Origin of the sequence: Escherichia sp. AM3 (assembly GCF_032029835.1) — a bacterium.
In the GTDB taxonomy this organism is placed as follows: Bacteria; Pseudomonadota; Gammaproteobacteria; order Enterobacterales; family Enterobacteriaceae; genus Escherichia; species Escherichia coli.
This window is the reverse complement of sequence record NZ_JAVUPQ010000039.1, coordinates 13,818-39,940: the sequence shown is the minus strand read 5'-3', so window position 1 is coordinate 39,940 and position 26,123 is coordinate 13,818. Positions and strand designations below refer to the sequence as shown.

At 51.2% G+C, this 26,123-nt stretch carries 27 protein-coding genes; 12 read left to right on the top strand and 15 right to left on the bottom strand.

Features of this window, described 5'->3' with window-relative positions; translation table 11 throughout:
- The first annotated feature begins 2 nt into the window (after window positions 1–2).
- Window positions 3–59, top strand: a complete 57-nt coding sequence (locus RTW80_RS31390; protein ID WP_003032489.1) for an IS1 family transposase — start codon at window positions 3–5, stop codon at window positions 57–59.
- Between the two features lie 18 nt (window positions 60–77).
- On the opposite strand, the gene cedA is transcribed toward RTW80_RS31390, so the two are convergent.
- Window positions 78–341, bottom strand: a complete 264-nt coding sequence (gene cedA / locus RTW80_RS14840; RefSeq protein ID WP_001241561.1) for a cell division activator CedA — start codon at window positions 339–341, stop codon at window positions 78–80.
- Window positions 342–523: 182 nt separating this feature from the next.
- Between cedA and katE the strand changes: the two genes are divergently transcribed.
- A complete protein-coding gene (gene katE / locus RTW80_RS14835) occupies window positions 524–2,785 on the top strand; it encodes a catalase HPII (RefSeq protein WP_000082738.1) in 2,262 nt (753 codons plus the stop codon).
- 257 nt (window positions 2,786–3,042) lie between these two features.
- Here katE and chbG read toward each other — a convergent pair whose 3' ends face one another.
- From chbG to osmE, 7 genes are all read right to left on the bottom strand, one after another.
- The gene (gene chbG, locus RTW80_RS14830) at window positions 3,043–3,792 is read right to left on the bottom strand and encodes a chitin disaccharide deacetylase (protein WP_000440458.1); all 750 of its coding nucleotides are present in this window, start codon (window positions 3,790–3,792) and stop codon (window positions 3,043–3,045) included.
- A 12-nt stretch (window positions 3,793–3,804) separates the two neighbouring features.
- A complete protein-coding gene (gene celF, locus RTW80_RS14825; RefSeq protein WP_000078741.1) occupies window positions 3,805–5,157 on the bottom strand; it encodes a 6-phospho-beta-glucosidase in 1,353 nt (450 codons plus the stop codon).
- A gap of 104 nt (window positions 5,158–5,261) precedes the next feature.
- Complete coding sequence (gene chbR, locus RTW80_RS14820; protein ID WP_000983653.1) at window positions 5,262–6,104, bottom strand: transcriptional regulator ChbR; 843 nt, start codon at window positions 6,102–6,104, stop codon at window positions 5,262–5,264.
- A 7-nt stretch (window positions 6,105–6,111) separates the two neighbouring features.
- A complete protein-coding gene (gene chbA / locus RTW80_RS14815; RefSeq protein WP_000968919.1) occupies window positions 6,112–6,462 on the bottom strand; it encodes a PTS N,N'-diacetylchitobiose transporter subunit IIA in 351 nt (116 codons plus the stop codon).
- A 50-nt stretch (window positions 6,463–6,512) separates the two neighbouring features.
- A complete protein-coding gene (chbC, locus tag RTW80_RS14810; RefSeq protein ID WP_000073041.1) occupies window positions 6,513–7,871 on the bottom strand; it encodes a PTS N,N'-diacetylchitobiose transporter subunit IIC in 1,359 nt (452 codons plus the stop codon).
- A gap of 84 nt (window positions 7,872–7,955) precedes the next feature.
- Entirely contained in the window at window positions 7,956–8,276 is a 321-nt protein-coding gene (chbB, locus tag RTW80_RS14805; RefSeq protein WP_000412169.1) for a PTS N,N'-diacetylchitobiose transporter subunit IIB, read from the bottom strand.
- A 298-nt stretch (window positions 8,277–8,574) separates the two neighbouring features.
- Window positions 8,575–8,913, bottom strand: coding sequence for an osmotically-inducible lipoprotein OsmE (gene osmE / locus RTW80_RS14800; protein WP_001039044.1), 339 nt, complete (start codon window positions 8,911–8,913; stop codon window positions 8,575–8,577).
- Between the two features lie 201 nt (window positions 8,914–9,114).
- Here osmE and nadE point away from each other — a divergent pair, with 201 nt between their 5' ends.
- Both nadE and cho read left to right on the top strand, forming a co-directional pair.
- Window positions 9,115–9,942 (top strand): ammonia-dependent NAD(+) synthetase, encoded by an 828-nt coding sequence (gene nadE / locus RTW80_RS14795; RefSeq protein WP_000175026.1) that lies wholly within the window; start codon window positions 9,115–9,117, stop codon window positions 9,940–9,942.
- A gap of 229 nt (window positions 9,943–10,171) precedes the next feature.
- The gene (gene cho, locus RTW80_RS14790) at window positions 10,172–11,059 is read left to right on the top strand and encodes an excinuclease Cho (protein ID WP_032247813.1); all 888 of its coding nucleotides are present in this window, start codon (window positions 10,172–10,174) and stop codon (window positions 11,057–11,059) included.
- On the opposite strand, the gene ves is transcribed toward cho, so the two are convergent.
- The 7 genes from ves to astC form a co-directional block, all read right to left on the bottom strand.
- Window positions 11,019–11,594, bottom strand: coding sequence for an environmental stress-induced protein Ves (ves, locus tag RTW80_RS14785; RefSeq protein ID WP_001300480.1), 576 nt, complete (start codon window positions 11,592–11,594; stop codon window positions 11,019–11,021). The two genes, cho and ves, sit on opposite strands and share 41 nt — an antisense overlap.
- Before the next feature lie 202 nt (window positions 11,595–11,796).
- Window positions 11,797–12,282: an ATP-independent periplasmic protein-refolding chaperone Spy gene (gene spy / locus RTW80_RS14780; protein WP_001228984.1), complete on the bottom strand. Its 486-nt coding sequence runs from the start codon at window positions 12,280–12,282 to the stop codon at window positions 11,797–11,799.
- Window positions 12,283–12,611: 329 nt separating this feature from the next.
- On the bottom strand, window positions 12,612–13,580 hold the full coding sequence (gene astE / locus RTW80_RS14775) for a succinylglutamate desuccinylase (protein WP_063119196.1): 969 nt from the start codon (window positions 13,578–13,580) through the stop codon (window positions 12,612–12,614).
- A complete protein-coding gene (gene astB / locus RTW80_RS14770) occupies window positions 13,573–14,916 on the bottom strand; it encodes an N-succinylarginine dihydrolase (RefSeq protein WP_000995019.1) in 1,344 nt (447 codons plus the stop codon). The genes astE and astB overlap by 8 nt, the downstream gene beginning before the upstream one ends.
- The gene (astD, locus tag RTW80_RS14765; protein WP_063119197.1) at window positions 14,913–16,391 is read right to left on the bottom strand and encodes a succinylglutamate-semialdehyde dehydrogenase; all 1,479 of its coding nucleotides are present in this window, start codon (window positions 16,389–16,391) and stop codon (window positions 14,913–14,915) included. Before astD ends, astB begins: the two co-directional genes overlap by 4 nt.
- Window positions 16,388–17,422, bottom strand: a complete 1,035-nt coding sequence (astA, locus tag RTW80_RS14760; protein WP_000989419.1) for an arginine N-succinyltransferase — start codon at window positions 17,420–17,422, stop codon at window positions 16,388–16,390. Before astA ends, astD begins: the two co-directional genes overlap by 4 nt.
- On the bottom strand, window positions 17,419–18,639 hold the full coding sequence (gene astC / locus RTW80_RS14755; RefSeq protein WP_000081986.1) for a succinylornithine/acetylornithine transaminase: 1,221 nt from the start codon (window positions 18,637–18,639) through the stop codon (window positions 17,419–17,421). Before astC ends, astA begins: the two co-directional genes overlap by 4 nt.
- 445 nt (window positions 18,640–19,084) lie before the next feature.
- Here astC and xthA point away from each other — a divergent pair, with 445 nt between their 5' ends.
- The 8 genes from xthA (at window position 19,085) to RTW80_RS14715 (ending at window position 26,057) form a co-directional block, all read left to right on the top strand.
- Window positions 19,085–19,891: an exodeoxyribonuclease III gene (gene xthA, locus RTW80_RS14750; protein WP_000673918.1), complete on the top strand. Its 807-nt coding sequence runs from the start codon at window positions 19,085–19,087 to the stop codon at window positions 19,889–19,891.
- 166 nt (window positions 19,892–20,057) lie between these two features.
- Complete coding sequence (locus RTW80_RS14745; protein ID WP_001300395.1) at window positions 20,058–20,768, top strand: TVP38/TMEM64 family protein; 711 nt, start codon at window positions 20,058–20,060, stop codon at window positions 20,766–20,768.
- A gap of 4 nt (window positions 20,769–20,772) precedes the next feature.
- Window positions 20,773–21,450 carry a lipoprotein YdjY gene (ydjY, locus tag RTW80_RS14740; RefSeq protein WP_000939212.1) on the top strand — a complete coding sequence of 226 codons (678 nt, stop codon included), beginning with the start codon at window positions 20,773–20,775 and terminating at the stop codon, window positions 21,448–21,450.
- A 14-nt stretch (window positions 21,451–21,464) separates the two neighbouring features.
- Window positions 21,465–22,172 (top strand): TVP38/TMEM64 family protein, encoded by a 708-nt coding sequence (locus RTW80_RS14735; RefSeq protein WP_033548937.1) that lies wholly within the window; start codon window positions 21,465–21,467, stop codon window positions 22,170–22,172.
- Complete coding sequence (locus tag RTW80_RS14730; protein WP_000524097.1) at window positions 22,172–22,720, top strand: carboxymuconolactone decarboxylase family protein; 549 nt, start codon at window positions 22,172–22,174, stop codon at window positions 22,718–22,720. The genes RTW80_RS14735 and RTW80_RS14730 overlap by 1 nt, the downstream gene beginning before the upstream one ends.
- 9 nt (window positions 22,721–22,729) lie before the next feature.
- Window positions 22,730–23,896: an ABC transporter substrate-binding protein gene (locus RTW80_RS14725; RefSeq protein ID WP_001215339.1), complete on the top strand. Its 1,167-nt coding sequence runs from the start codon at window positions 22,730–22,732 to the stop codon at window positions 23,894–23,896.
- Complete coding sequence (locus tag RTW80_RS14720) at window positions 23,869–25,404, top strand: ABC transporter permease (protein ID WP_000224959.1); 1,536 nt, start codon at window positions 23,869–23,871, stop codon at window positions 25,402–25,404. The genes RTW80_RS14725 and RTW80_RS14720 overlap by 28 nt, the downstream gene beginning before the upstream one ends.
- Window positions 25,404–26,057 (top strand): ATP-binding cassette domain-containing protein, encoded by a 654-nt coding sequence (locus tag RTW80_RS14715; protein WP_001300558.1) that lies wholly within the window; start codon window positions 25,404–25,406, stop codon window positions 26,055–26,057. Before RTW80_RS14720 ends, RTW80_RS14715 begins: the two co-directional genes overlap by 1 nt.
- Window positions 26,058–26,123: the final 66 nt, after the last annotated feature.

Genomic DNA, 26,123 nt, shown 5'->3' with positions numbered 1-26,123 from the left:
CGGTGGAGCTGCATGACAAAGTCATCGGGCATTATCTGAACATAAAACACTATCAATAAGTTGGAGTCATTACCTCCTTACTCAGTCACTTCCCCTTCCTGGCGGATCTGATTTGCCCAACGCTGGGCGGATTCAGGCACAGTAAACGCCGGTGAGCGCAGAAATGACTCTCCCATCAGTACAAACGCAACATATTTGCCACGCAGCATCCAGACATCACGAAACGAATCCATCTTTATCGCATGTTCTGGCGGCGCGGGTTCCGTGCGTGGGACATAGCTAATAATCTGGCGGTTTTGCTGGCGGAGCGGTTTCTTCATTACTGGCTTCACTAAACGCATATTAAAAATCAGAAAAACTGTAGTTTAGCCGATTTAGCCCCTGTACGTCCCGCTTTGCGTGTATTTCATAACACCGTTTCCAGAATAGTCTCCGAAGCGGGGTCTGGCTGGTGGTCTATAGTTAGAGAGTTTTTTGACCAAAACAGCGGCCCTTTCAGTAATAAATTAAGGAGACGAGTTCAATGTCGCAACAAAACGAAAAGAACCCACATCAGCACCAGTCACCACTACACGATTCCAGCGAAGCGAAACCGGGGATGGACTCACTGGCACCTGAGGACGGATCTCATCGTCCAGCGGCTGAACCAACACCGCCAGGTGCACAACCTACCGCCCCTGGGAGCCTGAAAGCCCCTGATACACGTAACGAAAAACTTAATTCTCTGGAAGACGTACGCAAAGGCAGTGAAAATTATGCGCTGACCACTAATCAGGGCGTGCGCATCGCCGATGATCAAAACTCACTGCGTGCCGGTAACCGTGGTCCAACGCTGCTGGAAGATTTTATTCTGCGCGAGAAAATCACCCACTTTGACCATGAGCGCATCCCGGAACGTATTGTTCATGCACGCGGATCAGCAGCTCACGGTTATTTCCAGCCATATAAAAGCTTAAGCGATATCACCAAAGCGGATTTCCTCTCAGATCCGAACAAAATCACCCCAGTATTTGTTAGGTTCTCTACCGTTCAGGGTGGCGCTGGCTCTGCCGATACCGTGCGTGATATCCGTGGTTTTGCCACCAAGTTCTATACTGAAGAGGGTATTTTTGACCTCGTTGGCAATAACACGCCAATCTTCTTTATCCAGGATGCGCATAAATTCCCCGATTTTGTTCATGCGGTAAAACCAGAACCGCACTGGGCAATTCCACAAGGGCAAAGTGCCCACGATACTTTCTGGGATTATGTTTCTCTGCAACCTGAAACTCTGCACAACGTGATGTGGGCGATGTCGGATCGCGGCATCCCCCGCAGTTACCGCACCATGGAAGGCTTCGGTATTCACACCTTCCGCCTGATTAATGCCGAAGGGAAGGCAACGTTTGTACGTTTCCACTGGAAACCACTGGCAGGTAAAGCCTCACTCGTTTGGGATGAAGCACAAAAACTCACCGGACGTGACCCGGACTTCCACCGCCGCGAGTTGTGGGAAGCCATTGAAGCAGGCGATTTTCCGGAATACGAACTGGGCTTCCAGTTGATTCCTGAAGAAGATGAATTCAAGTTCGACTTCGATCTTCTCGATCCAACCAAACTTATCCCGGAAGAACTGGTGCCCGTTCAGCGTGTCGGCAAAATGGTGCTCAATCGCAACCCGGATAACTTCTTTGCCGAAAACGAACAAGCAGCATTCCATCCAGGTCATATTGTTCCTGGTCTGGACTTCACCAACGATCCGCTGTTGCAGGGGCGTTTATTCTCCTATACCGATACACAAATCAGTCGTCTTGGCGGGCCAAATTTCCATGAGATTCCGATTAACCGTCCGACCTGCCCTTACCATAATTTCCAGCGTGACGGCATGCATCGCATGGGGATCGACACTAACCCGGCTAATTACGAACCGAACTCGATTAACGATAACTGGCCGCGCGAAACACCGCCGGGGCCGAAACGCGGCGGTTTTGAATCATACCAGGAGCGCGTGGAAGGCAATAAAGTTCGCGAGCGCAGCCCATCGTTTGGCGAATATTATTCCCATCCGCGTCTGTTCTGGCTAAGTCAGACGCCATTTGAGCAGCGCCATATTGTCGATGGTTTCAGTTTTGAGTTAAGCAAAGTCGTTCGTCCGTATATTCGTGAGCGCGTTGTTGACCAGCTGGCGCATATTGATCTCACTCTGGCCCAGGCGGTGGCGAAAAATCTCGGTATCGAACTGACTGACGACCAGCTGAATATCACCCCACCTCCGGACGTCAACGGTCTGAAAAAGGATCCATCCTTAAGTTTGTACGCCATTCCTGACGGTGATGTGAAAGGTCGCGTGGTAGCGATTTTACTTAATGATGAAGTGAGATCGGCAGACCTTCTGGCCATTCTCAAGGCGCTGAAGGCCAAAGGCGTTCATGCCAAACTGCTCTACTCCCGAATGGGTGAAGTGACTGCGGATGACGGTACGGTGTTGCCTATAGCCGCTACCTTTGCCGGTGCACCTTCGCTGACGGTCGATGCGGTCATTGTCCCTTGCGGCAATATCGCGGATATCGCTGACAACGGCGATGCCAACTACTACCTGATGGAAGCCTACAAACACCTTAAACCGATTGCGCTGGCGGGTGACGCGCGCAAGTTTAAAGCAACAATCAAGGTCGCTGACCAGGGTGAAGAAGGGATTGTGGAAGCTGACAGCGCTGACGGTAGTTTTATGGATGAACTGCTAACGCTGATGGCAGCACACCGCGTGTGGTCACGCATTCCTAAGATTGACAAAATTCCTGCCTGATGGGAGGCGGCGCAATTGCGCCGCCTCAAATGATTTACATAGTGCGCTTTGTTTATGCCGGATGCGGCGTGAACGCCTTATCCGGCCTACAAAACTGTGCAAATTCAATATATTGCAGGAAACACGTAGGCCTGATAAGCGAAGCGCATCAGGCAGTTTTGCGTTTGTCAGCAGTCTCAAGCGGCGCAGTTACGCCGCCTTTGTAGGAATTAATCGCCGGATGCAAGGTTCACGCCGCATCTGGCAAACATCCTCACTTACACATCCCGATAACTCCCCAACCGATAACCACGCTGAGCGATAGCACCTTTCAACGACGCTGATGTCAACACATCCAGCTCCGTTAAGCGTGGAAAACAGTAAGCACTCTGACGGATAGTATTATCGATAAACGCCGGATGACACATCACCTCCAGCGAACGATCACCCCGATGGCCTGCGTCATCCAGCACTTGCAGGAACAGCGACTCACTGATCTCTTCACCGTAGAATGCACTGCTGAATCCCTGGGTAGTGCGCAGGTTGACCGGCAAATCAAACGCCATCTGACGATCCGCCCGCAACGCAATGCCCTGCTCTGCCGCAAACCTGGCAACAATCGGGAAAATCTGCGGGAACATATGCACATGATGATGGCTATCAAGATGCGTAGGTTTGCGTCCAAATAGCTCAATGAAACGCAAATACTGACTGGCAAGCTCCTGAGTAATTTCTTCCAGCGGTAAAGCATCTTCTTCTGCCAACTGCCAGATCCATTTTCCCAGCACACCATCGCGGGTTAACCCCGGCATAGCTGTCAGTGGCTTACCCATAGTAAGGACAAAGTGCATCCCTATGGCCAGACTCGGTTCATCACGACTCAACTGCACCGCATGGTCAATAGCCTGCCCATTCACCAGCGCCGTCGTCGACGTGACAATCCCATTGCGACAGGCCTCGATAATGCCGTAGTTCTGACCTTTGCTTAAGCCAAAATCATCGGCATTAACAATCAGTAAGCGTTCCATAATCAGCCTCGGTTAATGTGCTTTTTTAAGCTCTGCGATGCAGTCGGCAAAGTTTGGCAGCCATTTCTCGTGCGCCAGAATCATCTCGCGTGCCAGCAGCTCAGCATCGCGATCGGAATGCACCAACGGACTAAGGTTTAGCGCCAGTAACACATCGTTAAATTCTCCGCTAAGTGCGGCGTTACTGGCAGCAATCTCGAAGCCTTTAATGGTGTGAATCAGCCCCATTACTTTATCATCGAAATGCGTAATGCGCGGATGTGGCGTCGCGCCATCGCGCCCCAGCTTACAGGTCATTTCTACCGCCCAGTCTGCCGGAATATTATCAATATGCCCATGATGCGGGATATTAACGTAATGTTCTGCTTGCTTGTCGTTGTAGATAGCGTTGATCACTTCGCACGCTGCATCAGAGTAATAAGCCCCACCGCGCTGTTCCAGTTCTTTCGGCTTAACTTTCAACTCCGGGTTTTTATACAGCTCAAAAAGTTGTTTCTCGACTTTCTGTACTACCTGCGCTCGTGCGCCGCCTTTGTAGTATTCGCCCATTTCAATAGCCAGCATCTCTTTCTGCTTGAAGTAATACAGCAGATAAGAACATGGCAGCAGATTCAACGAACGAATTAAGCCCTCACTAAATGGCAGATCGAAAATATTTTTTACAGAGGACGCTTTTAACTGCCCTGACGCCACACCATCAAGCAATTCGGCAAAGCGCGACTTGCCATTTACCAGCACATCCTTAATGAACACCATATGGTTGAGGCCGAACAAATCGATAGATAAATCATCGCTGTCTTTCAGCATCAGAACATCGTGAATAAACATCTTCATGCCGATCGGAATATTACACACGCCGATAAAGCGTTTAAATCCGGTATGACGATAAACGGCTTCAGTGACCATTCCCGCCGGGTTAGTGAAGTTAATCACCCATGCATTCGGACAAAGTTCTTCGACATCTTTTACGATGTCAAAAATCACCGGAATGGTACGCAGACCTTTAAACAAACCGCCCGCGCCGTTGGTTTCCTGACCAAGATAACCATGACTTAATGGAATACGTTCATCCAGTTCACGCGCCGGTAATTGGCCAACGCGCAGTTGGGTAGTAACGAAATCAGCATCTTTCAATGCTTCGCGGCGATCCAGCGTTTTATAAAGCTTCATCGGGACGCCAGCGTTATCAATCATCCGTTGGCAGAGATCGAAAATAATATCCAGTTTCGCTTTACCACCTTCGACATCCACCAGCCATAATTCGCTGACCGGCAATTCGTGATAACGCTTAATAAATCCTTCCAGTAACTCCGGGGTATAGCTGCTCCCGCCACCAATAGTGACGACTTTTAATTTCTGGCTCATAATTTCTCCCTTCAGTACAGAATACTGATATCTGGCATATCTGCCCCCCCGGACATAAATAATCCAGCAACAGGACAGATATGTGAATTGTCAGGTATAACGACTTACTGATTAAATTCAGTCAATTTCTTACGATAGCTCTTAGGCGTAAAGGACGTTAATTTCTTAAACGTTTTAATAAACAAACTCGGGCTACTATAACCGGCCTCAAACGCAATATCCGTCACTGAATAGTTGGTCATTTCCAGTTGTTTTTTGGCAAAATTAATACGGATTTCATTAATAATCTGCATTGGCGTTTTGCCATAATATCGTTGAGTCGCTCGCGTCAAATATTCCTGTGATTTGGCTGACAACGTCACCATATTCTCCAGCGCCGATTCACTAAACTGCTCTTTATCATGCATCTTTTCTACCGTACTTTTCAGCCACTGCGGTACATCATCAATCACCTGTTCTTCGCGGTAATGACGTAAACGGTTAATGACATAAAAAGTAACCATCTCAACAAACTCTTCCAGCCCTGTTTCGCGGAAATTCAATGAAGAAATCACTGTTTCCACATAGGTGAGAAAAGCGTTATTGGTCCGGTATACCTGCGAAGCGACAAAGCAATAAGGCAACAATGGCAGGTAATGCTGCTCAAAAAAGCGTTTACTGATCCCAACGTTCAATATGCGCGTGGCACCAAACTCATAAAAACTTTGATGGTGCGAACCTAACGGAATAAAAACAAAATCGCCCCGTTCCAGTAACACGCGCTTACCGTTAATCTCCTGGAAATAACGCCCGGTTAATACCAGAGTAAATTCATAATAGTCGTGCTGATGCAGTCCGCTGATACTCTCAGTTTTGTTATAGATAAACACATGGAAGTTTTTGCCATTAAACAACTGCTGTTCTCGGGCAGTGGCAATTTCCGGCGCGTTAATCACTGGCTGCATCATCGACTCCTTATGCCTTCAGTTTTTCATGAAGCTCAATTAATTCAGTAATCAGTTCACGCGCAAGCATGGACGTCATTAAATGATCCTGAGCGTGGACCAGCACCAGACTCACTTTCATCTTACCTTCGCCCGCATCGCCTTCAATCAGTTTCGTCTGTACCAGATGCGCTTCATTCAATGCCATCCGTGACTGATCCATCATGGCTTTTGCTGCGGCAAAATCGCCCTGCTTCGCCTGTTTCAGTGCCGCATACGCCAGGCTGCGCGCTTGTCCGGAGTTGATGATCAGCCCCATCACCACTTCTTCCAGCTCTTCAGCTTCCGTTTGCGTATCGGGAATGTTATCGAGATCCATCATACATCGTTCCTCTCTTTTCTTACCGGCACGATTACCCGTACCGGCATCGATTAAAATTTCAGGGCGTTAGCGATATCTTCTTCGCTCTCTTCTTTATCAATCGCATTTTGTGCTTTGTTAGCCACCACAACAAAGGGCAGATAAATTAACGTTGCGATGCCAAGGTTGAAGAGTGCGACCAGCAATGCGGCGACGCTACCGTTGGTGTTAAAGAAGGCTCCCAGACCGGTTGGCATGGTCCACGGTGCAATATTGGTCACCGGAGGAATAATGCCCATGTAGTACGCTGCGAGGGTGATTGCCGCCAGAATCGGTTGTACCAGTACAAACGGGATAAACATCACCGGGTTCATGATAATTGGCAGACCAAACAGAATCGGTTCGTTAATCTGGAAGATGCCGGACGGCAGCGCCAGTTTTGCCACCTGACGATAATCAGCACGGCGAGAGGCGATAAAGATAGCCAGGATCAGGCCTAAAGTCGCACCACTGCCCCCAAGGAAAATAAAGGAGTCCAGCATCGGCTTGGCCCAGATATGGAAGGTCTTACCGGCTGCCAGCGCCGCTTCGACGGAACCATATTGCTGATAGGTCGCGATATTTTCCAGTGCCCACGGCGTCATAATGCCGTTGTCCAGTGCGGTCAGCGCCAGCGCGCCATGAATACCGAAGAACCAGAGCAGTGGAACAAAGATCACATAGGCCCAGCCCACCACGCTACCCAACGATGCCAGTGGGGTTGAGATGGTATCCATAATGATCTGATGGAAGTTGGTGCCCCAGGTATTCAACGCCCAGGCAATAATCCCCATCACGGAAAGAATAATAAAGCCGGGAATTAATGCCGAGAAGGAACGCGATACTGAAGCAGGTACGCTGTCGGGCAGTTTAATGACCCAATTGCGGCGGACAATAAAGGTAAACATTTCTGCCACCACCAGGCCAATAATAATCCCGGAGATGATATTCGCCCCACCTAACCAGTTTGCACCAACCGCATAGGCCTCACCGACACTATATGGGGTGACGGTCATAAATGCTGCAACGGATAACAACCCAGCCGCCAGCGCATCGACTTTACGCTCTTCTGCCAGCGCCATGCCAATAAAGAACGGTGCCATTAAAGACATTATTCCTAATGTTCCGTTATATACGTTGCCGCCAATACCTTTCAGACCATTAAGTGTTTCAATGGTTGAGGCGTCGAGGCGAATACCTAAGGAATAAAAAAACGACCCCTCCCCAAAGCTTAGAAAAACGTTGTTAATTAATACAAACATGGCCCCCGCAAGGGTTAACGGCATTAAGCGAATAAAGCCATTTTTGATTGCATTAACGTGTGGCTGCTTTCCTATTTTAACTGCAAAAGGGAGGAGTACCTTTTCAAGCGATGCAATAACATTACTCATAGAAAAATACCCTTAAAAACCGCAATTTAAATATTGCGGCATTGATTTATGAAATAACTCTTTGACGGGAAAATTTAAAATAAATTAATTTGCTGCGGCTTTTTTAATCGCTGCAACCGCAGCCTTAAGCACGCCTAAACCATCGACTTTGCCATAAAGCAGCGAGTCAATTACTTCAACCGGTTTGTTGGGTAACAAACGCTGGATTTCGGGCAACATATAAGCAATCTGCGGCCCTAATAACACGACATCGGCATTCTGACCTTTTTCACCAGCCAGTGTTTCCGGAAATGCTTCAATAATGACCGGAACTTCATATTTTTCTGCCTGTGCGCGCATTTTTGATACCAGTAAAGAGGTAGACATGCCCGCAGAACAAAACAGATAAATGTGTTTCTTTTCCATAAAACTGCCCTCATCGACGATTATCTGTCAGCCAGACACTCCGCAAGCCTTAACCTGCTTCCATGCTCTGGGTAACTTGCGAAACCAACATGACTTTTTTTGTGGCTGAAAGGAGTATACGGTATAGACCTGAGCAATAGTATTTCTTTGACCTTATAAATTGTTTCTCCTTGACCTGTGGTTATGACCCTCTTCACATTTCGGGCAAATAATTCGCGAAGATAATTAAGAACTCAGGCCAAAAAAAACCGGCGCAATGGCCGGTTTCCGTTGTTACTCAAGCTTTCAGACGAATTGATTACTTCGCAGCCTGTGGATCAGTGTCGTATTCAGCACAGGTCTGATAACCGGAGTTGATGACATGTCCGGTATCATCTAACGCGACAAAGTAGGTTTCTGCTTTACCATCACGTTGACCCAGGATGTAGGTCTGGCAAGTACCGCGAGCATGGATCATGCTCACTTCAGACGAAGGTTTACCCGCAATTTGTGCAACCTGCGCCCGGCTCATGCCTTTTTTGACGTCTTTCACCACAGGCTGTACAAACTGGTCTTTGGTACGATCATAAGCCGTACAACCCGCCAGCATGGTTAATACCGCCGCTGCACTCAGAATTCCTGCCATATTCTTGTTCATATTCCGTCCTCTTGTTTATCAGCGTGTTAGATAAGCCTGGAATACATTGGGCGCTTTTTCAAGCCCGTGAACGAAACGGCTCCGCTTTCAGAGGATTCCTGTATGACGTTTTAACCACCATTCAGCCCGCTGTCGCTTGTCGTTTCAGTAGCAACGGGTTAGCTTTAAGGAAGTTTTGTCTTTTCTGTCTGGAGGGGTTCAATGACATTGCAACAACAAATAATAAAGGCGCTGGGCGCAAAACCGCAGATTAATGCTGAAGAGGAAATTCGTCGTAGTGTCGATTTTCTGAAAAGCTACCTGCAAACTTATCCGTTCATTAAATCACTGGTGCTCGGGATCAGCGGCGGTCAGGACTCCACGCTTGCCGGAAAGCTGTGCCAGATGGCGATTAATGAGCTGCGCCTGGAAACCGGCAACGAATCACTGCAATTTATTGCCGTACGCCTGCCCTATGGTGTTCAGGCCGACGAACAAGATTGCCAGGATGCCATTGCCTTTATTCAACCGGATCGCGTATTAACCGTTAATATCAAGGGCGCGGTATTGGCCAGCGAACAGGCATTGCGGGAAGCAGGCATTGAACTGAGCGATTTTGTCCGTGGCAATGAAAAAGCGCGTGAGCGGATGAAAGCACAATATAGCATTGCGGGTATGACCAGCGGTGTCGTGGTGGGCACCGATCATGCAGCAGAAGCCATTACCGGATTCTTCACTAAATATGGTGACGGCGGTACGGACATTAATCCGCTGTATCGTCTCAACAAACGTCAGGGTAAACAGTTACTGGCGGCATTAGCTTGCCCGGAACACCTTTATAAGAAAGCGCCAACGGCCGATCTGGAAGATGATCGCCCTTCTCTGCCAGATGAAGTGGCACTCGGCGTGACCTATGACAATATCGACGACTATCTGGAAGGGAAAAACGTACCTCAACAGGTCGCCAGAACAATAGAGAACTGGTATCTGAAAACCGAACATAAACGCCGTCCGCCAATTACCGTTTTCGATGATTTCTGGAAAAAGTAATAATTTGCACATATTGGATTGTGCGAAAAAGAGTAATTTGTTCACGCCGGATGCGGCGTGAACGCCTTATTCGACCTATAAAACTATGCAAATTCAATACATTGCAGGAGTCGAATAGGCCTGACAGGCGTAGCACGTCAGACGGTGTAACCTTTGTCATCGACCCGCCTCTTTTTTAATCGCTTCCCGCCTGTTACACTGGATAGATAACCAGCATTCGGAGTCAACAGTGGTACGGCGTTTAACTTCTCCGCGGCTCGAATTTGAAGCTGCGGCAATTTATGAATATCCCGAACATTTACGTTCATTCCTTAATGACTTACCCACCCGACCAGGGGTGTATCTGTTTCATGGTGAAAGTGACACCATGCCGCTCTATATCGGCAAAAGCGTTAACATCCGCAGCCGCGTCCTTTCTCATTTACGTACCCCGGATGAAGCCGCCATGCTACGGCAATCCCGACGGATCAGCTGGATATGTACCGCCGGTGAAATCGGCGCTCTGCTCCTTGAAGCGCGATTAATCAAAGAACAACAGCCGCTGTTTAATAAACGGTTGCGCCGCAATCGCCAGCTCTGTGCCCTGCAATTAAATGAACAGCGCGTCGATGTGGTGTATGCCAAAGAGGTGGATTTTTCACGAGCCCCCAACCTGTTTGGCCTGTTTGCCAATAGGCGCGCAGCTTTGCAAGCATTGCAGACCATCGCTGATGAACAAAAACTTTGTTATGGCCTGCTGGGACTGGAACCGTTAAGTCGCGGTCGTGCATGTTTTCGTTCAGCGCTAAAACGTTGCGCCGGAGCATGCTGCGGTAAAGAGAGCCATGAGGAACATGCGCTACGCTTGCGCCAGTCTCTGGAGCGTTTGCGGGTGGTGTGTTGGCCTTGGCAAGGGGCGGTGGCGCTGAAAGAACAGCACCCGGAAATGACTCAATATCATATTATTCAAAACTGGCTGTGGCTGGGGGCGGTTAATTCGCTGGAAGAAGCGACAACGTTAATTCGGACACCCGCCGGGTTTGATCACGACGGTTATAAAATTCTTTGTAAGCCGCTGCTTTCCGGTAACTATGAAATTACTGAACTTGATCCGGCGAATGACCAGCGAGCCAGTTGATTTCACTGAACAACAGTTTACCTTGCGGTTGTAAAAGCCGCAGGGTGTGCCTGCCATCGAACCAGCACGCGCCCTGGTCGGTAGTGAGCAATTTATCGCCCAGTTGCCACGCCCCGTTAATCACAAACACCACCCCGCCGCGTGAGCCAAAGGTAGTAAACGTACGTTCGGCAATTCTGACTTTCGCCTTACAGACATCCAGGCGTGTCATGATGTTGAAATCCATCGACATCTGCCCTGCCGTCAGTTTCGCTTTTACCACCTGGTCCGCTGCAAAGGCAAAAGGCTGGAACGGTTTTAAGGTATGGTTAAAGCGGTCTGCGCTTTCAAGGAGCATCTCGCCGCCTTCCAGCAACGTCACTATCCTTTCCATGCCGGGAAACAAAGAAAACTCCCCATTCGCCGCGATGGATGCAATGCTGGCACGCCAGTAAAAATCACGTTTTGCCGGTGGGAACGTGCAAATTTCGCGCGTTTCACCGGCAGCATTTCGCCACAGATTCACCGACATTTTACGCATATCAAAGTATTCCATACTCGCTCCCGGCCCGTTCTTTTCATTGTTATCGTTCAGGTAACCGTGGATGGTTATCGGCAACTCGGGTGATTTACGTTAGTGGTGATCAGGCTTTTTTTACAACTGTTTGAGAAGAGAAAAGAAAACCGCCGATCCTGTCCACCGCATTACTGCAAGGTAGTGGACAAGACCGGCGGTCTTAAGTTTTTTGGCTGAAAGATTATTCAGCAGTTGCAGGCATTTTACCTTTTGCCGCTGGACGTTCTGTCAGACGCTTCTCAAAATTAGCATTAAATTGCTTTTTCTGTTCCGGCGTCAGGATGTTGTAAATTTTGTTCTGGGTTTCCATGTGCGCCAGCATGTTAGCTTTGCGCTGTTCTTCCATTTTTGCGATCTGCGCTTCAGCTTTTACTTTATCGAAGGTATCGCTGGCAATGATGTCATGCATTGCGCGGCGTTCTTCCAGCGGCGGACGTTTCATCTGGTCACGCTGGCCTTTCATGATTTCGCGGATCTGCTGTTTCTGCGCGTCGGTCAGGTTCAGGTCTTTAAACATCATGTCCTGATGCGGACCGAACTTGCCTTTGTGGTGCATCATCGGCTTCGCGTCAGCCGGTGCTGCGGTAGTGGTGTCTGCGGCATGGGCCAGGTTAGCCGCGCCAAGAGCCAGGGTAGAGGCAACAAACAGTGCAGTTAATTTACGCATATTCTATATCCTTCCTTTCAGTTATTTATTACGGCTTTCTTAAGTAGCGTGCCGTGTTGACGAGATTAACTTTACTGACTTTAGCGTCAATTAATCAGAGCAACGGTAAAACAATGAAAGTGTAAAAAACACTTTTGCGCCAATTATGGAGAAAAAAAGAAAATTTGATGGAGAGTGATGAGAGAATATTACAACACGATGATTTTGCAGAGATTATGAAGAACTATACCGGATGACTGGTGATAAATAAAGCAAATAACCAGGATTAATCTGTATTAATTTATAAGAAAGCAACTTAATACCCGCAGAATGATTTCTGCGGGTAAGTATTAGCTTATTTTTTCGAGCATTAATCCCGCGCGTAATCCCAACGCTACCAACGGATTAGGGAATAACACATACTCTACATCATGGGTTACGGTAAAACGTTCCTCTCCGTCCTGCGCCAGCAATGTTCCTTTCTCAAACGGCATAAAATTCAGCGTGTCACTTGCCATATGCATTTCGAAGGACGGCGAGTGGCGAGTAATTTGCGAAACCACCCGATAACGGAGCGGCGGTGTTCTCACGATACCGACACTCTCACTAGATAGCAGCGCAGCAATTGCGCTGGCAGTTACTGCAAACTGGCGAAGATCGTTTTGCCCAAAGGGCAACGCTTTGCCAAGTTCCAGCGTACAGGCCAGCGCGCCAAAATGTCTGGCGCTGAAATGGGTAAACGTACCACCAGGTTCCTGATGGAACACCAGCGCCTCCAGCCCCGCCGCACCCAGCCACGTCAGAAATTTCTCGTCCCAGGGAATGTCGCGTTGCGGTAATACACCGAACTGCGGATGCAAGGAGCCACGAATTGCGGTATGTAGATCAAGGTGCCAGCGCACAGATTCTTTGCCCTGGTCATAAAAATCTTCCAGGCACTGTTCCAGTTCGCGCGCCCGACAGGTTTCTCCGCTTTCAGCAAATAGCTGCCAACGACCGCCAAACATTCGATTCATATCGCTATGGCAATAACGTTTCCCTTGCTTCAGCGCAGGAGGATTCCCGAGGATCACCAGCAACCGCCAACGTAACGGGATCTCGCCGTGAGATATCGCGCCAAGCAACGCGTCCAGCATCTCCACAGGTGCCGTCTCATTACCGTGTATTCCCGCTGAAATCACCAGTGCGCCTTGCGGTGGCGTTAATGGCGTCAGTTCCAGCACACCATCGCCCAGCCAGCGCCAGCGAACGCCGTTGATTTCTCGCTCGGTGATAACCGGTTTTTTACCCGTTAAGGTCAGAGCAAGAAAATTATCCATTGCCCCCTCCCTCGCGCTGGAACGGATAAACCGAACCGAGATTCAGTAATTGGCTCAATACATCCAGTGCTTCCCGCCCTTCGCGCAGCAATTGCGGGTCGGCCAGATCGGCAGCAGTAAGGCGATCGCGGTAGTAACGATCCACCCAGTCATTGAGCGCATTAAACAGCGTATCGTTCATCATCACCGCCGGATTCACCGCCCGGCGTTCTTCTTCTGTCAATACCACCCGCAACCGCAGGCACGCCGGGCCGCCGCCATTCGCCATGCTTTCACGTAAATCAAAGACTTTTAGTTCGCTAATCGGGTTGTCAGCGGCAAGGAGTTCATTGAGATAACCCCATACTCCGGCGTGTTCCCGACACTCCTGAGGCAGCACCAACATCATGGAACCATCATCGCGGCTCAGCAGTTGGCTGTTAAACAGATAGGTAGACACCGTATCAGACACGGAAACCTGAGTTGCCGGAACTTCTATCGCCATAAAACCATTGACCCGCGCACGCAGGTTTGCCAGTAACTGTGACTGGCGAGCGAACGCCTGTTGGTGGCAAAACAGCACCTGGCGGTTACTCACGGCAATCACGTCATTATGAAAAACGCCCTGGTCGATAACGTCCGGGTTTTGCTGGGCGAAAATCACCTGTTGGGGATTCACCTGATTCAGCCTTGCCACCGCCTCGCTGGCTTCGCGAGTCTGTCGCGCCGGATAACGGGAAGGCCGGGTATCATTGCCTTCTTCTCGCCCGTAGACAAAAAGTTGCATACCCGGTTCACCGTAATGACCGCCGAGACGATTGTGGTTTGCCGCCCCCTCATCACCGAGCAACGCTACCTGTGGCAACGCCGAATGGACGCTAAATTTCTCTTCGTCGTTAAAAATCGCTTTTAACAGCGATTCAGTGACGAGCGCTTCCAGCGAACGGTGAAATTTATTGTTCAGGTTGGCAACCGTGAAATGCACTTTGCCATCCAGCGTATCGGCAGATGGCGCGATCGTTGCCGCATTGGCTACCCACATTGGCGAAGCGGAACTGACGCTGGAAAGCCAGTGCGGTGCCTGGCGTGCGACCTTTTCCAGTACCTGCTCATCGCTACCACTGAATCCCAACTGACGCAGCACCGGAATAAACGGACGCTCGTGCGGCGGGATCACCGCCTGGGGGAATCCCGCATCGGCAAGGGTTTTCATTTTCAGTAAGCCCTGTTTTGCCGCCTGTCGCGGGTTAGACACCTGAAAACGGTGACGGGTAGAGGCTTCATTACCAAACGACAGGCCAGCGTAATGATGCGTCAGCCCTACCAGCCCGTCGAAATTAACTTCCCAGGCGTTCATCGCACCACCTCATCGGAAAAATCCAGCCCGGGGTTAAGCGTTGCGGGCAAAATTAACGAGTCCGACTCCAGGCTCGCCATAGGCCATGCGCAGTAATCTGCGGCATACCAGGCGCTGGGGCGATGGTTACCGGATGCACCAATGCCGCCGAATGGCGCGGTACTGGCAGCACCAGTAAGCGGTTTGTTCCAGTTAACAATCCCCGCCCGCGCCTCCAGCAACAGTTGATCGAATTTTTCCCGCTCGGGGGAAACCAGACCGCAAGAGAGTCCGAAGCGAGTGTTATTCGCCATTAGAATCGCTTCCTCGAAAGAATCATAACGCCAGACGCGCAAAAGCGGCCCGAACACCTCTTCATCTGGTACGCCAGCAACGCCTGTCATTTCAATGATCCCCGGCGTCAGCAACGATGTCTCTGATTGTAATAAGCGCGGCGCAAGCAGGGTTCGTCCGCCCATCGCTTCCAGTTGCTGCCAGGCAGTAACCACCTGCTGTGCGGCCTGTTCAGAAATCAGCCCGCCAATAAACGGCTGCGGTTCGTCATCCCAGTTGCCCGGCGTTAATCGCTGGCTGACGGCAACCAGACGAGCAAGAAACGCATCGCCCTGCGCTCCGCTTTTGAGCAATAAACGGCGGGCGCAGGTGCAGCGTTGCCCGGCTGTGACAAACGCCGACTGAATGGTCAGATGGACAGCCGCGTCGATATCCGCCACCTCATCGATAATTAGCGGATTATTACCGCCCATCTCAAGGGCGAGAATTTTCTCCGGCTGACCGGAGAGCTGGCGATGCAGCTGGTAGCCGGTATTGGCGCTACCGGTAAACAGCAAACCGTCGAGATCCTCCAGCGCACTCAGCGCCTGACCCGTTTCACGCCCGCCCTGCACCAGGTTCAGTACGCCCGGCGGCAAGCCAGCCTGCTGCCATAAACGCATTACCGCTTCGCCACTCCACGGTGTCAGTTCGCTGGGTTTAAAGATAATGGTGTTACCTGCCAGCAATGCCGGAACGATATGTCCGTTCGGCAAATGACCAGGGAAATTATACGGCCCAAACACCGCCAGCACGCCGTGCGGGCGATGTCGCAGGCTCGCCGCACCGTCCGGCATTTCACTACGCTGCTCGCCGGTACGAACGTGATACGCCTTAATTGATATCGCGATTTTATTGATCATCGCCGTCACTTCGGTTGCCGCTTCCCAGCGCGGCTTACCCGTTTCTCTGGCAATAATCGCGGTTAATTCGGCTTTATTGCTTTCCAGCAATCCGGCAAAGCGTTCGACAACGACCTGACGTTCAGCCAATGAGAGCCGCGCCCAGCGCGGAAACGCCGCACGGGCTGCCCGACAAGCCTGTTCGACCTGAGCGGCACCGGCATCATTGCCTTGCCATAACACCTCGCCCGATACCGGATTACGCTTCACACGCGATGCGCCCTGGCCCGTTATCCAGTCACCGTTAATCCATAAAGTCATGCTGTTTTCTCCTCTGCGCACAGGCGCACCAGACGAACGCGATCCCCTGCGTGGCATTTGAGGGCATCCAGTTGTGCGGCGGTTAAAATCAAACGCTCGGTTGCCGGATCGGTACGCACCAGCACCACGCGGAAATGGTGATAATTTTCATTGGCGACCAGGCAGGCCGGAAAATCGCCCTGCGCAGGCTGCCCTTCTGCCACTTCCACCAGCCGACTTTTACGGATGGCGCGCACGCGGTCGATGTCACACTCAAGCGTTGGCCCGCCGTCGAAGATGTCGATATAGTTGCGGTAACGAAAACCTTCTTTCTCCAGCACCGCGCGGGCAGGCGCGGTTTGCGGATGTACCTGACCGATGACGTCCTGGGCTTCCTGGGATAAAAAGTGGGTATAGATCGGATGTTTCGGCATCAGTTCTGCAATAAATGCCTTTTGCCCGGTGCCGCAGAGAAAATCGGCGCGGCTAAAATCCATCGAAAAGAAGCGTTTACCGAGGCTTTGCCAGAACGGTGAATAGCCGTGTTCGTCAATCACCCCGCGCATTTCAGCAACCACTTTGTCATTAAACTTGTCGCGAAAAGCCGCCATAAACATAAAGCGCGATTTCGACAGCAAATAGCCGTTGCCCTCTTTGCGCCAGTCCGGGTCGAGAAACAGCGTGCACAGCTCGCTGCTGCCGGTGTGATCGTTACTGAGAAACAGCGTCGGCAATGCGTTATAGACATTCAGCTCTTTTGAGGCGTGAACCAACGTGCCGACGCGATAGTTGTACCAGGGATCGTTCAGCCCAACCGCCACCTCAATGGCACAAATCCCCGCCACGGTGCCTGTCTCGCTATCTTCCAGCACGAACACATAGCCCTGCTCACTTTTGGGCAGTTCGCCTTGCCAGGTTTTGATTGCCCTTTCGATACGCGCCGAAAGCGTGGCTTCATTGGCGGGAAGCGACGTCAGGCCGCCGCCCGTTTTGCTGGCAAGCTGCATCAGCGCCGAGACATCTGATCGCTCAACGGGACGGATGACCATCATGATGAACCTCGGCTAACAAAGTGTTCGCAAGCAGCTGCAAAGCGATCCAGTCCGGTCGTCACCTCTTCTTCGCTGACATTGAGCGCAGGCGCAAAACGCACCACGTTGCCACCTGCAATCAGTACCATCACGCCTGCTTTCGCCGCTTCCTGAGAGATCTGTTTCGCTTGCCCGGCGTAATCGGCATTCAGCACACAGCCAATCAACAAACCTAAGCCGCGAATTTCGCTGAACAAACCGTAGCGGTGATTAAGGGTATTAAGACGCTCAACAAACCAGTCGTGACGCTGTTTAACGCCATTAAGCATCTCTGGTGTGTTGATGAGCTCCAGCACTTTGCCTGCCACCGCCGAGGCCAGCGGATTACCGCCATAGGTGGTGCCATGAGTGCCAACGGTCATCACGCGGGCGCACTCTTCGGTTGCCAACAACGCACCGACCGGGAAACCGCCGCCCAGCGCTTTGGCGGTAGTTAACAGATCAGGCGTCACGCCGTAGTGCATATAGGCATACAGTTCCCCGGTGCGCCCGACGCCGGTTTGTACTTCATCAAAAATCAACAGCGCATTGTGGCGGTTACACAATTCACGCAGACCTTGTAAAAACGCGTTGCTGGCTGGCACCACACCGCCTTCCCCCTGGATGGGTTCGACAATCACCGCACAGGTAGAGTCGTCAATCAGCGCGCTGGCAGAGTTAATATCGTTATATGCAGCATGACGAATATCCGCCGGCAGTGGCGCAAAATCCTGTGAATAGGCTGGCTGCCCACCCGCACTGACAGTAAACAGCGTGCGACCATGAAACGCATTTTTGAACGCCACGATGCCGCTCTTATGGCTGCCGTAGCGGTCGTGAGCGAATTTACGCGCCAGTTTTAGCGCCGCTTCGTTGGCTTCCGCACCGGAGTTACAAAAGAAGACGCGATCGGCAAACGTGGCGTCGATCAATTTTTTCGCCAGTCGCAGTACCGGCTCGTTGGTGTAACCGTTGCCGGTATGCCAGAACTTACTCGCCTGTTCGTTCAGCGCTTCACGCAGTTCCGGATGCGCATGGCCCAGCGCGTTCACCGCAATGCCACCCGCGAAGTCGATATACTCTTTCCCCTGCTGATCCCACAAGCGCGAACCTTCGCCACGTACCGGTATAAAGGGTGCCGGAGCGTAAACAGGTATCATCCATTCATCAAAGTTTTCACGCGTAATTGGCTGAGACATAGCGACCTCTACAGTAAATAATTCGTTATTTATATGTTAATAATAAGTAATGTTTGCGCTGTAAATGTAGATTGCAGGGTTCGTGCCAGCCAGTGATAAAAGTGCATAAACGGCGGAGGCTAACTGGAAATCAAGGAGTTATAACCAAACCATATGCATTTAAAGTGCATATAAAGTGAATACGTTTGCGATGTGGGTGAATAAAAAGAATAAAAAACGCAATGTTATGCAGAAGTAAAATATAATTCTGGAATTGTGATCATTGACGAAATTTACTGGAAATTACTGCGCCATTCTGACGCAGCGCGCACCAAAAGCGGGCATTTTTTGCGCCATCGTTGACATCATTAACAACCATCGATCAAATCACTTAACAACAGGCGGTAAGCAACGCGAAATTCTGCTACCATCCACGCACTCTTTATCTGAATAAATGGCAGCGACTATGAAATTTGTCTCTTTTAATATCAACGGCCTGCGCGCCAGACCTCACCAGCTTGAAGCCATCGTCGAAAAGCACCAACCGGATGTGATTGGCCTGCAGGAGACAAAAGTTCATGACGATATGTTTCCGCTCGAAGAGGTGGCAAAGCTCGGCTACAACGTGTTTTATCACGGGCAGAAAGGCCATTATGGCGTGGCGCTGCTGACCAAAGAGACGCCGATTGCCGTGCGTCGCGGCTTTCCCGGTGACGACGAAGAGGCGCAGCGGCGGATTATTATGGCGGAAATCCCCTCACTGCTGGGTAATGTCACCGTGATCAATGGTTACTTCCCGCAGGGTGAAAGCCGCGACCATCCGATAAAATTCCCGGCAAAAGCGCAGTTTTATCAGAATCTGCAAAACTACCTGGAAACCGAACTCAAACGTGATAATCCGGTACTGATTATGGGCGATATGAATATCAGCCCTACAGATCTGGATATCGGCATTGGCGAAGAAAACCGTAAGCGCTGGCTGCGTACCGGTAAATGCTCTTTCCTGCCGGAAGAGCGCGAATGGATGGACAGGCTGATGAGCTGGGGGTTGGTCGATACCTTCCGCCATGCGAATCCGCAAACAGCAGATCGTTTCTCATGGTTTGATTACCGCTCAAAAGGTTTTGACGATAACCGTGGTCTGCGCATCGACCTGCTGCTCGCCAGCCAACCGCTGGCAGAATGTTGCGTAGAAACCGGCATCGACTATGAAATCCGCAGCATGGAAAAACCGTCCGATCACGCCCCCGTCTGGGCGACCTTCCGCCGCTAATTTAGCAGCTCTCCTGGCTCAAACTGGGTCAGGAGAATTAACCTTGAGAAAAATCAACAAACTGTCAGTAATGATTTGTTGCCTGCCGTCCTTTGTTATACCGTCTCTGCGTTTTTAGTTGTCTGACCACTTCTCTATTATCAAGTTTGATATAGGAAACTCCACGATGAACGCTGAGCGTAAATTTCTTTTTGCCTGTCTTATTTTTGCGCTGGTCATTTACGCTATCCACGCTTTCGGTTTATTCGATCTGCTCACCGATTTACCCCACTTACAGACACTCATCCGCCAGAGCGGATTTTTCGGCTATAGCCTCTATATTCTGTTATTCATCATTGCCACCCTCTTGCTGTTACCAGGAAGCATACTGGTGATCGCGGGAGGAATAGTTTTTGGCCCGCTCTTAGGGACACTACTCTCATTAATTGCCGCCACGCTGGCCTCCTCGTGCTCATTCCTGCTGGCGCGCTGGCTGGGACGTGATTTACTGCTGAAATACGTTGGCCATAGCAATACCTTCCAGGCCATTGAAAAAGGCATTGCGCGTAACGGTATTGATTTTCTTATTCTGACCCGCTTAATCCCGTTGTTTCCTTACAATATTCAAAATTACGCTTACGGATTAACCACAATCGCCTTCTGGCCTTATACCCTTATTTCGGCACTCACGACCCTACCCGGTATTGTTATTTATACCGTGATGGCAAGCGATCTCGCCAATGAAGGCATTACGCTGCGCTTTATTTTACAACTCTGTCTGGCGGGCCTGGCGCTGTTTATTCTCGTCCAGCTCGCAAAACTCTACGCCCGACACAAACATGTGGATCTGTCTGCTTCGCGCCGCAGCCCACTTACTCACCCAAAAAATGAAGGATAGAACGATGTTGCAACATTATTCAGTGTCATGGAAAAAAGGACTGGCTGCACTCTGTTTACTGGCTGTTGCTGGGCTTAGCGGCTGCGATCAACAAGAGAATGCGGCGGCAAAAGTGGAATACGACGGACTTTCGAACAGCCAACCGCTGCGTGTCGATGCCAATAACCATACGGTAACCATGCTGGTGCAAATTAATGGTCGTTTCCTCACCGACGACACTCGTCACGGTATTGTGTTTAAAGATGGCTCCAACGGACATAAATCGCTGTTTATGGGTTATGCGACCCCGAAAGCATTTTATGAAGCCCTGAAAGAGGCAGGTGGTACGCCGGGCGAAAACATGACGATGGATAATAAAGAAACGACTCATGTCACAGGCAGCAAACTGGATATTTCGGTCAACTGGCAAGGGGCGGCAAAAGCGTATTCCTTCGATGAAGTGATTGTTGACAGTAATGGCAAGAAACTGGACATGCGCTTTGGCGGTAATTTAACGGCAGCAGAAGAGAAGAAAACGGGTTGCCTAGTGTGTCTGGATAGCTGCCCGGTCGGCATCGTCAGCAATGCAACATACACTTATGGTGCGGTTGAAAAACGTGGTGAAGTTAAATTCAAAGGCAATGCCTCAGTTCTCCCGGCGGATAACACGCTGGCAACGGTTACCTTTAAAATCGCCGAATAAAGCCAGGATAAAGGATGATGATGATGCAATCGCGAAAAATCTGGTACTACCGTATAACCCTCATCATCCTGTTGTTCGCTATGCTGCTGGCATGGGCGCTGCTTCCCGGCGTCCATGAGTTTATCAATCGCAGCGTTGCGGCGTTTGCCGCCGTGGACCAACAGGGTATAGAACGCTTTATTCAGTCTTACGGCGCACTGGCGGCAGTTGTCTCGTTCTTGTTGATGATTTTGCAGGCCATTGCTGCACCGCTACCTGCGTTTTTGATCACCTTTGCCAATGCGTCGCTGTTTGGCGCGTTCTGGGGCGGCTTGCTGTCGTGGACCAGTTCGATGGCCGGCGCGGCGCTGTGCTTTTTTATCGCCAGAGTGATGGGCCGCGAAGTGGTGGAAAAATTAACCGGCAAAACCGTGCTTGACAGTATGGACGGCTTTTTCACTCGCTACGGCAAACACACCATTCTGGTCTGTCGGTTATTGCCTTTTGTCCCTTTCGATCCAATCAGCTATGCTGCCGGTTTGACTTCAATACGTTTTCGCTCGTTTTTTATCGCCACCGGGCTTGGTCAGTTACCGGCAACTATTGTTTATTCCTGGGCGGGCAGCATGTTAACAGGCGGTACTTTCTGGTTTGTCACCGGACTGTTTATTCTGTTTACCCTGACCGTGGTGATTTTTATGGCGAAGAAAATATGGCTTGAACGCCAGAAGAGGAATGCCTGATGGGTTTACCGCCGCTTAGCAAAATTCCTTTAATTTTACGTCCACAGGCGTGGCTGCATCGTCGCCATTACGGCGAGGTGCTAAGCCCCATTCGCTGGTGGGGGCGGATCCCGTTTATCTTTTATCTGGTGTCGATGTTTGTTGGCTGGCTGGAGCGCAAACGCTCACCGCTCGATCCGGTAGTACGATCGCTTGTCAGCGCGCGCATTGCGCAAATGTGCCTGTGTGAGTTTTGTGTGGATATCACCAGTATGAAAGTCGCCGAGCGCACCGGCAGCAGCGATAAACTGCTGGCAGTGGCTGACTGGCGGCAAAGCCCGCTCTTTAGCGATGAAGAACGGCTGGCGCTGGAGTACGCCGAAGCCGCAAGCGTAACGCCGCCAACGGTCGATGATGCCCTGCGTACCCGACTGGCTGCGCATTTTGACGCTCAGGCGCTCACCGAACTGACGGCATTGATCGGCCTGCAAAATCTGTCAGCCCGTTTTAATTCTGCCATGGACATTCCCGCTCAGGGGCTGTGCCGTATTCCTGAAAAACGTTCTTAAGGAGAGATGATGCGCCATTGTGGGTGGTTGCTGGGATTGTTATCGCTGTTTTCTCTGGCAACACATGCCAGTGACTGGCAAGAAATTAAAAATGAGGCCAAAGGGCAAACCGTCTGGTTTAACGCCTGGGGCGGCGATACCGCAATTAACCGCTATCTCGACTGGGTGAGCGGCGAGATGAAAACCCATTACGCTATAAACCTGAAGATTGTCCGTCTGGCGGATGCCGCAGACGCGGTGAAGCGCATTCAGACCGAAGCCGCAGCCGGACGTAAAACGGGCGGCTCGGTGGATCTGCTCTGGGTGAACGGCGAAAACTTCCGCACCTTAAAAGAGGCCAATTTATTACAAACGGGCTGGGCGGAGACTCTGCCCAACTGGCGCTATGTCGACACACAGCTGCCGGTGCGGGAAGATTTTTCTGTGCCGACACAAGGTGCGGAATCGCCCTGGGGCGGCGCACAACTGACGTTTATCGCCCGCCGCGATGTTACGCCACAGCCACCACAAACGCCGCAAGCCTTACTGGAGTTTGCTAAAGCCAATCCCGGCACGGTTACCTATCCGCGCCCACCGGACTTTACCGGCACGGCGTTTCTTGAACAGTTGCTGATTATGCTGACGCCCGATCCCGCCGCATTAAAAGAAGCGCCGGACGATGCGACTTTCGCCCGTGTAACTGCTCCCTTGTGGCAATATCTTGATGTGCTGCATCCGTATTTGTGGCGCGAAGGAAAGGATTTCCCGCCTTCACCCGCGCGGATGGATGCTCTGCTGAAAGCCGGCACATTGCGCCTGTCGCTGACCTTTAACCCCGCGCATGCGCAGCAAAAAATCGCCAGCGGCGATTTGCCTGCAAGCAGTTACAGTTTTGGCTTTCGCGAGGGGATGATTGGCAACGTGCATTTCGTCACCATTCCTGCCAACGCGAATGCCAGTGCTGCGGCGAAGGTAGTTGCCAATTTCCTGCTCTCACCCGATGCGCAACTGCGTAAAGCAGATCCCGCTGTCTGGGGCGATCCTTCTGTTCTCGATCCGCAAAAACTGCCTGACGGGCAGCGCGAATCATTGCAATCAAGAATGCCGCAGGATCTGCCGCCGGTACTGGCTGAACCGCACGCAGGTTGGGTAAATGCGCTGGAACAAGAATGGCTACACCGTTACGGTACGCATTAATCTTTTTGCTGTGGGCGATGGTGGCGGTGATTTATGCACCGCTGATCCCGGCAGCTCTCACGCTGATATCGCCTGCTTTGTCGTTGACACACTGGCAGGCGTTATTTGCCGATCCACAGTTACCGCAGGCATTACTGGCAACGCTGGTGTCGACAACCATCGCGGCGGTCGGGGCATTGTTGATTGCCCTGCTGGTGATTGTGGCGCTGTGGCCTGGGCCGAAATGGCAGCGTATGTGCGCCCGTCTGCCGTGGCTGCTCGCCATTCCCCATGTGGCTTTTGCCACCAGCGCCCTTCTGCTCTTTGCTGACGGAGGGCTGCTTTATGACTATTTCCCGTATTTCACTCCGCCAATGGACCGATTTGGCATCGGTCTGGGCCTCACCCTTGCAGTGAAAGAAAGCGCATTTCTGCTGTGGATCTTAGCAGCAGTATTGAGCGAAAAATGGCTGTTGCAGCAGGTCATTGTGCTGGATTCGCTGGGCTACAGCCGCTGGCAATGCCTGAACTGGCTGCTGTTGCCCTCCGTCGCGCCTGCGCTGGCAATGGCGATGCTGGCGATTGTTGCCTGGTCGCTGTCGGTCGTGGATGTGGCAATTATTCTCGGGCCAGGTAATCCCCCGACGCTGGCGGTAATTAGCTGGCAGTGGTTAACCCAGGGCGACATTGACCAACAAACAAAAGGCGCGCTTGCCAGCCTGCTGTTGATGCTGTTACTCGCCGCCTACGTTTTGCTGAGCTATCTGCTATGGCGCAGCTGGCGGCGCACTATTCCCCGCGTAGATGGCGTTCGCAAGCCTGCCACGCCTTTATTGCCGGGCAATACGCTGGCGATTTTTTTACCCTTAACCGGTGTGCTGTGTGTGGTTCTGCTGGCGATCCTCGCGGATCAGTCGACGATCAATAGTGAAGCGCTCATCAACAGCCTGACAATGGGGCTGGTGGCGACATTCATCGCTTTGCTCCTGTTACTGCTGTGGCTGGAATGGGGGCCACAGCGTCGCCAGTTGTGGCTATGGTTGCCCATTTTATTACCCGCTCTGCCACTGGTGGCGGGCCAGTACACGCTGGCGCTATGGCTGAACCTGGATGGAAGCTGGACGGCGGTGGTCTGGGGGCATCTGCTGTGGGTAATGCCATGGATGCTGTTTATCCTGCAACCCGCCTGGCAGCGCATTGATTCACGGTTAATTTTGATTGCGCAAACACTGGGCTGGTCGCGGGCCAAAATCTTCTTTTACGTGAAATGTCCGCTTATGCTACGCCCTACGCTGATTGCCTTCGCGGTGGGATTTGCAGTCGGTATTGCGCAGTATATGCCAACGCTGTGGCTGGGCGCGGGGCGTTTTCCGACGCTCACCACTGAGGCGGTGGCATTAAGCAGCGGCGGCAGCAACGGTATTCTCGCCGCCCAGGCTTTATGGCAACTGCTATTACCGCTTATTATTTTTGCCCTGACCGCGTTAGTCGCAAAATGGGTAGGTTATGTCAGACAAGGACTCCGCTAATGCTCTGCGTGAAAAATGTTTCGCTACGTTTACCAGAAAGCCGCTTGCTGACAAACGTTAACTTTACGGTGGATAAAGGTGACATTGTCACGTTAATGGGGCCGTCTGGCTGTGGAAAATCCACTCTGTTTTCATGGATGATTGGTGCACTGGCCGAACAGTTTTCTTGTACAGGTGAGCTATGGCTCAATGAGCAACGGATTGACATCCTACCCACCGCACAGCGTCAGATTGGCATTCTTTTTCAGGATGCACTGTTATTTGACCAGTTCAGTGTCGGGCAAAATTTACTGCTGGCGCTACCGGCGACACTTAAAGGGAATGCCCGACGTAATGCCGTGAATGATGCACTTGAGCGTTCAGGCCTTGAGGGAGCTTTCCATCAGGATCCTGCCACTTTGTCTGGCGGTCAGCGAGCGCGCGTTGCTCTACTACGCGCCCTTCTCGCCCAACCAAAAGCGTTACTCCTGGATGAGCCATTCAGCCGTCTTGATGTGGCTCTGCGCGATAATTTTCGCCAGTGGGTGTTCAGCGAAGTTCGCGCCCTGGCGATCCCCGTCGTTCAGGTAACGCACGATCTCCAGGATGTTCCTGCTGATAGTTCTGTTCTGGATATGGCGCAGTGGTCAGAAAATTACAACAAACTGCGATAACGCAAAGTTTTTCTCAATGCGTCAGTTCAGAATGGCGCACTCAAAACTACAATGTCGGGATTTTCG

Coding starts and splice junctions, on each gene's coding strand:
- chbC (WP_000073041.1), bottom strand. CDS start 7,871: ATGAGTAATGTTATTGCATCGCTTGAAAAGGTACTCCTCCCTTTTGCA.
- astC (WP_000081986.1), bottom strand. CDS start 18,639: ATGTCTCAGCCAATTACGCGTGAAAACTTTGATGAATGGATGATACCT.
- chbR (WP_000983653.1), bottom strand. CDS start 6,104: ATGATGCAGCCAGTGATTAACGCGCCGGAAATTGCCACTGCCCGAGAA.
- spy (WP_001228984.1), bottom strand. CDS start 12,282: ATGCGTAAATTAACTGCACTGTTTGTTGCCTCTACCCTGGCTCTTGGC.
- chbA (WP_000968919.1), bottom strand. CDS start 6,462: ATGATGGATCTCGATAACATTCCCGATACGCAAACGGAAGCTGAAGAG.
- katE (WP_000082738.1), top strand. CDS start 524: ATGTCGCAACAAAACGAAAAGAACCCACATCAGCACCAGTCACCACTA.
- cedA (WP_001241561.1), bottom strand. CDS start 341: ATGCGTTTAGTGAAGCCAGTAATGAAGAAACCGCTCCGCCAGCAAAAC.
- RTW80_RS14720 (WP_000224959.1), top strand. CDS start 23,869: ATGGCTACACCGTTACGGTACGCATTAATCTTTTTGCTGTGGGCGATG.
- xthA (WP_000673918.1), top strand. CDS start 19,085: ATGAAATTTGTCTCTTTTAATATCAACGGCCTGCGCGCCAGACCTCAC.
- nadE (WP_000175026.1), top strand. CDS start 9,115: ATGACATTGCAACAACAAATAATAAAGGCGCTGGGCGCAAAACCGCAG.
- chbG (WP_000440458.1), bottom strand. CDS start 3,792: ATGGAACGCTTACTGATTGTTAATGCCGATGATTTTGGCTTAAGCAAA.
- ydjY (WP_000939212.1), top strand. CDS start 20,773: ATGTTGCAACATTATTCAGTGTCATGGAAAAAAGGACTGGCTGCACTC.
- RTW80_RS14730 (WP_000524097.1), top strand. CDS start 22,172: ATGGGTTTACCGCCGCTTAGCAAAATTCCTTTAATTTTACGTCCACAG.
- chbB (WP_000412169.1), bottom strand. CDS start 8,276: ATGGAAAAGAAACACATTTATCTGTTTTGTTCTGCGGGCATGTCTACC.
- astD (WP_063119197.1), bottom strand. CDS start 16,391: ATGACTTTATGGATTAACGGTGACTGGATAACGGGCCAGGGCGCATCG.
- celF (WP_000078741.1), bottom strand. CDS start 5,157: ATGAGCCAGAAATTAAAAGTCGTCACTATTGGTGGCGGGAGCAGCTAT.
- astE (WP_063119196.1), bottom strand. CDS start 13,580: ATGGATAATTTTCTTGCTCTGACCTTAACGGGTAAAAAACCGGTTATC.
- RTW80_RS14715 (WP_001300558.1), top strand. CDS start 25,404: ATGCTCTGCGTGAAAAATGTTTCGCTACGTTTACCAGAAAGCCGCTTG.
- astB (WP_000995019.1), bottom strand. CDS start 14,916: ATGAACGCCTGGGAAGTTAATTTCGACGGGCTGGTAGGGCTGACGCAT.
- RTW80_RS14725 (WP_001215339.1), top strand. CDS start 22,730: ATGCGCCATTGTGGGTGGTTGCTGGGATTGTTATCGCTGTTTTCTCTG.
- osmE (WP_001039044.1), bottom strand. CDS start 8,913: ATGAACAAGAATATGGCAGGAATTCTGAGTGCAGCGGCGGTATTAACC.
- astA (WP_000989419.1), bottom strand. CDS start 17,422: ATGATGGTCATCCGTCCCGTTGAGCGATCAGATGTCTCGGCGCTGATG.
- RTW80_RS14745 (WP_001300395.1), top strand. CDS start 20,058: ATGAACGCTGAGCGTAAATTTCTTTTTGCCTGTCTTATTTTTGCGCTG.
- RTW80_RS14735 (WP_033548937.1), top strand. CDS start 21,465: ATGATGATGATGCAATCGCGAAAAATCTGGTACTACCGTATAACCCTC.
- ves (WP_001300480.1), bottom strand. CDS start 11,594: ATGGAATACTTTGATATGCGTAAAATGTCGGTGAATCTGTGGCGAAAT.